The organism is Microcystis sp. LE19-41.2A (assembly GCF_027530405.1).
Lineage (GTDB): Bacteria > Cyanobacteriota > Cyanobacteriia > Cyanobacteriales > Microcystaceae > Microcystis > Microcystis aeruginosa.
On the sequence record NZ_JAPZQJ010000574.1, the window covers coordinates 1 to 5,903 of the forward strand.

The following is a 5,903-nucleotide window of genomic DNA, read 5'->3' on the forward strand; positions in this document are numbered from 1 at the left end:
CGTTCAAAAACCTTGCATTATCCTTCTTGTAGTACATCGCTTGGTACAAAAAACAAGGGCAACAAAGCCTAAAACGACCGACTCCTGACGACCGGCTACTGACTCCTACCCCCAGGAAAAACTTTTTCAGCAGACCCTAATTCGGGCGGATCTTGCAGGTCAGCATCCAAAACAATAATTACTTGTCCTCGGCAAAAATTAAGTCCAGCAGTTACCGCCGCTTGATGACCAAAATTGCGGGCGAAACTGATATAACATACTCGTGAATCAGCTTTGTGCAGTTCTCGCAGCAGTTTTAAGGAACTATCTTTACTACCATCATTTACTAGAATTAATTCTACCGCCCCATCTAAATTATTCATGATGGCACTCACCCGGCGATACAGTTCGGCAATAGTTTCTTCCTCGTTATAGATGGGGACAATCAGGGAATATTTTAGCATTTGCATAATAATATTTGACCAGTAATTGATTGAAAAAAAATCGATTTAATCCCAGTTTTTTCCTCCTGTGTTTAATAATTATCTTAGGTTCAAGATTCTGACAGGAGTATAATTTTGTCAAAGTGAAAACCCGATTAGCCAACGATTTACCTCCTTTCTTCCGGCTCCTAACTCAGAGAATTCTGCCGTCAATCTCTTTACTTAGCGAAGAAAATCCTCGATCGCCTGTCCCGTCTCTTTTGGTGCTTCTTCTGGTAAAAAATGACCGCTGGCGATCGCCTGTCCCGTGACTTGATTAGCTAGCTGCTGCCAAAGAGCGATCACATCGTATTGACGTGCAATGAAACCTTTTTCTCCCCAAAGAACCAAGAGGGGAGAGGAAATTTTCCGGTCTAAATCCTGACGATCATGCTCTAAATCGATGGTAGCGGCAGCCCGATAATCGGCACAAGTGGCGGTTATCGTGCTTAAATCTCGAAAACAACGCCGATATTCCCCCAAAGCTTCCTCTGTAAAAGCGCTAAAATCTCGACCCCAACTTTGCAAGCAATGTTGCAGATAATAATCGGGATTAGCGGCGATCAGGGTTTCGGGAAAAGGGGAAGGCTGAATCAAGAAAAACCAATGATAGTAGGCAGTGGCAAAAGTTTGCTCAGTCGCCTCATACATCGCCAGCGTTGGGGCTATATCGAGTAAAACGAGTTTTTTTACCTTTTCGGGAAAATCAAGGGCGAGACGGTGGGAAACTCGCGCCCCTCGATCGTGGCCGATTAGATAAAACTCCTGATAACCCAATTTTTCCATCAGCAATACCTGATCGAGGGCCATGACTCGCTTGCAGTAATTGCTAGAATCCTCTAGGGGTAAGGGTTTATCGCTATCCCCGTAGCCGCGCAGATCCGTGGCGATCACCGTAAAATTAGCCGCTAATCGGGGGGCGATTTTATGCCACATTTGATGGGTTTGGGGATAACCATGGAGCAAAAGCAGCGGAAAACCGCGCCCACCTTTGACACCATTGATAGTAATGCCATTAACTTCTAGCTGAAATTTGCGAAAATTTGTCAGCATTTTTGCCTCCTGTCACCTTGGGGAAAGATAATTGCATCATCTGGCAAAAGTGACCCAATCAGTAAAGTTTTTTCACTATAGCCGCTCAAGCCGCTGCTTTTCTGGTAGATTAAAACCATTGGGTTGCTCAAAAATCAACGAGTTAAGCAGTAATTTGATTATGATCTCGATTATCTATTCCGATGAATTTCTCGATCACGATACAGGTATTTACCATCCCGAAAAAGCGGCGCGTTTAACGGCAATTGTCGGAGCTTTAAAACAAACAGAATGGCAGTCAAAATTAACATGGCATTTACCGACACCGCTCGAAATTCGTGACGAAGTACTCCCTTTGATCAAACAAGTTCATAATCAAGATTATGTTGATATATTGCGGCGAATTTGTCAACAGGGTGGGGGAAGATTGGATGCAGATACTCCCGTTTCTGCGCGTAGTTACGATGTGGCGTTACTAGCGGTTAGTGGCTGGTTAGATGGAGTCGATCGAGTCTTATCCACTGGCGATCCTGCCTTTATTTTAGCCCGTCCTCCCGGACATCATGCCACTTCTAATTATGGCATGGGTTTCTGTCTGTTTTCTAATGCTGCTATTGCCGCCTATTATGCTTTAGAAAATAAAAGAGTGCAAAAAGTAGCGATTCTTGATTGGGACGTACATCACGGCAATGGCACCCAGGATATAGTCGAAAATCATCCCCAGATTGCCTATTGTTCCCTCCATCAATTCCCCTTTTATCCCGGCACGGGAGAAGCGAGAGAAAAAGGTGAGTTTAATAATGTTTTGAATATTCCCTTATCGGCGGGAAGTACGATTAAAGATTATCAAGAACATTTTGAGGGGCAAGTCATACCTTTTCTGAAAGATTTTCAACCGGATTTAGTGATTGTTAGTGCTGGATATGATGCCAATCAAGCGGATCCTCTGGCGGGAATTTGTTTACACCCACAGGATTATAGAATTTTAACCAAATACCTCTTAACTCTCGATAAACCGCTGCTTTTCGGCTTAGAAGGCGGTTATGATTTAGAAGCTTTAGCGGCTTCCGTCGTCGCCACCTTAGAAGCTTTGCTCTGATCCTAATCCGGGTAATCGTTACATTTCTTTAAAAAGATTGGTAACAAAGCGATCGAATGCGGTAAGGTAAACGATCGATAGAAAAAAACCTTGACCTAGTTGCCTTTTAAGATTATGAACTCCCTTGCGCCACACCTCAAAGCCAAAGCCCTCAAGCCCAATAGTCGTCGTCCTGCCAAAGAATTGTGTAGCGAGTGCGGACTTTGTGACACTTATTATATTCACTATGTTAAAGAAGCTTGTGCTTTTCTCAATCAACAAATCACTGATTTAGAAGCAGAAGCACACGGCAAAAGTCGCGACTTAAATCAGGAAAATGATCTCTATTTTGGTGTTCATCAAGAGATGATGGCTGCCAAGAAAAAACAAGCTATCCCCGGGGCGCAATGGACAGGAATCGTCAGTACAATTGCCTGTGAAATGCTCGATCGTGGTTTAGTAGAAGGGGTGGTTTGTGTGCAGAATACCGCCGAGGATCGCTTTCAACCGCAGCCGATTCTCGCCCGTACCAGGGAAGAAATTCTCGCCGCTAAAGTTAATAAACCGACTCTTTCTCCCAATTTATCAGTCCTAGAAGAAATTGAAAAATCGGGCATGAAACGGTTATTAGTTATCGGAGTTGGTTGTCAAATTCAAGCCCTAAGAGCAGTAGAAAAAAAATTAGGCTTGGAAAAGTTATATGTCTTAGGAACTCCCTGCGTCGATAATGTCACCCGCTCAGGACTGCAAAAGTTTCTAGAAACTACCAGTCGTTCCCCAGAAACCGTGGTTCATTACGAATTTATGCAGGATTTTCGGGTACACTTTAAACACGAAGATGGCTCGATGGAAATGGTTCCCTTTTTTGGCTTAAAGACTAATAAATTAAAGGATGTTTTTGCCCCTTCCTGTATGACTTGTTTTGATTATGTTAACTCCCTTGCCGATTTGGTTGTGGGCTATATGGGCGCACCTTTTGGCTGGCAATGGATTGTCGTTCGTAATGATACGGGCAAGGAAATGTTAGAGTTAGTTAAAGACCAATTAGATACCCAAGATGTTATGTCTAGTGGTGATAGAAAACAGGCGGTACAAAATAGCATTCCTGCCTATGATAAAGGTGTAACCTTGCCGATGTGGGCGGCAAAAATGATGGGAGTAGTAATTGAAAAAATCGGGCCTAAAGGTTTAGAATATGCTCGCTTTTCCATCGATTCTCACTTTACCCGTAATTACCTTTATGTTAAACGTAATTATCCTGAAAAATTAGCAGCTCATGTTCCTGAATATGCTAAGAAGATTGTGGAACAGTATAAATTGCCCGATTAATTAGGGTATGCTGACAAAGTAGGGGCGCATCATTCGGATAGCAAATCTACGGTTTCAGCGATAGGTTATCGTCCGAATACTTCGCCTCAAGTCAATGATAGGTGGTGCGTTACGACGGATTGTTAGCTTGAAGTTAAAGCGGAAATTTTGGCCGTCTAACGCACCCTACTGGACTAGGTAATAGGTGTAGGGGTAATTCATGAATTACCCCTACAATCGGCTACGTTTTACTAAATCTGGATGTTGTCAAATTTTCTCTTGACAAAGGCGACTTGACATGACATGATATTATATTCATAATGGAAAATCCGTGCGCCTACAAACCCTCTTTTCATGAATTTTCAAGGTCTAGTTTATTCGCCATAATGGGTTTTAGCACGATGAATATAGATTAACTTCTGTTCATCATCAGTCTAAACTTTGATTGTAATGATTGAATGAATACTATGATTGTGTTGTATGCTGACTTCATAAACCATTAATCAATGTCTCCCAAGACTTCCTCAAGAGAATAGGTTTCATTTTCATTAATTTGCTGTAGAGATAGTTGTAAGCTTTCTCTTAAATCGGGAATAGAGAGTAATTCGATGGTTTCTTGTAAACTTTCATAGTTTTTTTGGGAAATCAAAATTACAGAGTCCTCCTGATTCTCAATGGCATAAATTTTGTTATCTTCTGTAACCGATTTAACCAGACTTGGTAAATCGGTTTGAGCATCGGCGATTTTAATTTTTTTGATCATAATTAATCCTTTTTTTGATGATGAAATAATAAAAATTATTGTAGGGATTTAACAATCTCTCCTAATCACAGTCCAGACAGCATCCTCCTATAATTATCCATCATTGTAGTCATCAGTGATTAATTCAATCACTGTCAATGGTGGTGGTGCGTTACTGGACTAGGTAATAGGTGTAGGGGTAATTCATGAATTACCCCTACAATAACGTTTTTCTGGATGTTGTTAAAATTTCTCTTGACAAAGGCGACTTGACATGATATTATATTCATAATGGAAAATACTTGCGCCTACAGACCCTATTTTCCAAAGCATTCAAACTCTATCTTAATTCTACTTGCCAGAGTTGGGACAACATAGTTTTAAATTCTCCATAATCGTTTGAGTATGGGGATGATTTTCCCCTAATCCTTCTCTGAAAATATTAATCGCTTCTAGAGAGAGAGGTTCCGCTTCTGTGTACCTGTCTTGGGAATGATACAATAGTCCTAAATTGTTGAGAGATACCAATTTTAATAACTAAGATTGGGAATATTTTGAAAATGCTTAATGTTAGCTGTAATCAGAGTATAATCACAATAAATAGCAGTCGCAGCAATAAACAAATCAATCGGGGTAATGAGTTGTCCTTTTATTCTAAGATTAACGTATATTTGAGTAGCTATATCACTAATTTCACGATCATAACCAATTACTTCACTGACTTCTGCAAGACGTTCAAATTGTTGTTGTTGATTTCGTGCATCTTTATACAATAAACCACTTTTAATCTCGTAATAGGTAAAGATTGAAAACGATATATAAGTATAGTGTTGTCGATAGATGCGGAATTGTTCAATTACTGCGGGATTGCCTCGTAAAAAATAAGAGAGGATATTGGTATCAAGTAATGCTTGTTTCATAAGTCATTTCGTCTTAAATCAAGTTGACGATTAGCTTCTGCTTCTTCGACAATCTCTTGCATAGTATTTTCTATATCTGCTGCCATACCAGCAAATTCCATAAAGTCAACGTCTGGATGTTTTGTTTTTATAGATTGGACAAAATGCAGGATTTCCGGCAGCAGAGAAATGGGAGTTGTTTCAATTTCTTTAATAAGTTGTTCTTTAAGTGTCATAGCTTTATCAGTTATCAGTAATCAGTTATCAGTGATTAATTCAATTATAGTCCATCATTCAATCATTCCAATCACTGTCAATGGTGGTGGTGGGTTACTGGACTAGGTAATAGGTGTAGGGGTAATTCATGAATTACCCCTACAATA

8 protein-coding genes and 1 pseudogene are annotated in these 5,903 nt (G+C 40.4%); 2 read left to right on the forward strand and 7 right to left on the reverse strand.

Annotated features, from left to right (window positions below):
- Positions 1-137 precede the first annotated feature (137 nt).
- Both O9290_RS24160 and O9290_RS24165 read right to left on the reverse strand, forming a co-directional pair.
- Positions 138-443, reverse strand: a pseudogene (locus O9290_RS24160) (glycosyltransferase); the annotation flags it as partial.
- 201 nt (positions 444-644) lie between these two features.
- Positions 645-1,514 carry an alpha/beta fold hydrolase gene (locus O9290_RS24165; RefSeq protein ID WP_288056076.1) on the reverse strand — a complete coding sequence of 290 codons (870 nt, stop codon included), beginning with the start codon at positions 1,512-1,514 and terminating at the stop codon, positions 645-647.
- A 160-nt stretch (positions 1,515-1,674) separates the two neighbouring features.
- Here O9290_RS24165 and O9290_RS24170 point away from each other — a divergent pair, with 160 nt between their 5' ends.
- Positions 1,675-2,592 (forward strand): histone deacetylase family protein, encoded by a 918-nt coding sequence (locus O9290_RS24170; protein ID WP_288056074.1) that lies wholly within the window; start codon positions 1,675-1,677, stop codon positions 2,590-2,592.
- 114 nt (positions 2,593-2,706) lie between these two features.
- Complete coding sequence (locus tag O9290_RS24175) at positions 2,707-3,900, forward strand: Coenzyme F420 hydrogenase/dehydrogenase, beta subunit C-terminal domain (RefSeq protein ID WP_288056072.1); 1,194 nt, start codon at positions 2,707-2,709, stop codon at positions 3,898-3,900.
- A 478-nt stretch (positions 3,901-4,378) separates the two neighbouring features.
- Here O9290_RS24175 and O9290_RS24180 read toward each other — a convergent pair whose 3' ends face one another.
- From O9290_RS24180 to O9290_RS24200, 5 genes are all read right to left on the reverse strand, one after another.
- Positions 4,379-4,642, reverse strand: coding sequence for a type II toxin-antitoxin system Phd/YefM family antitoxin (locus O9290_RS24180; protein ID WP_002756068.1), 264 nt, complete (start codon positions 4,640-4,642; stop codon positions 4,379-4,381).
- Positions 4,643-4,776: 134 nt separating this feature from the next.
- Positions 4,777-4,911, reverse strand: a complete 135-nt coding sequence (locus O9290_RS24185; protein WP_288056070.1) for a hypothetical protein — start codon at positions 4,909-4,911, stop codon at positions 4,777-4,779.
- 61 nt (positions 4,912-4,972) lie between these two features.
- A complete protein-coding gene (locus O9290_RS24190) occupies positions 4,973-5,149 on the reverse strand; it encodes a tetratricopeptide repeat protein (RefSeq protein WP_288056068.1) in 177 nt (58 codons plus the stop codon).
- A gap of 2 nt (positions 5,150-5,151) precedes the next feature.
- Positions 5,152-5,541: a type II toxin-antitoxin system VapC family toxin gene (locus O9290_RS24195; protein ID WP_288056066.1), complete on the reverse strand. Its 390-nt coding sequence runs from the start codon at positions 5,539-5,541 to the stop codon at positions 5,152-5,154.
- Positions 5,538-5,756 (reverse strand): hypothetical protein, encoded by a 219-nt coding sequence (locus O9290_RS24200; RefSeq protein ID WP_288056064.1) that lies wholly within the window; start codon positions 5,754-5,756, stop codon positions 5,538-5,540. The genes O9290_RS24195 and O9290_RS24200 overlap by 4 nt, the downstream gene beginning before the upstream one ends.
- Between the last annotated feature and the right edge of the window lie 147 nt (positions 5,757-5,903).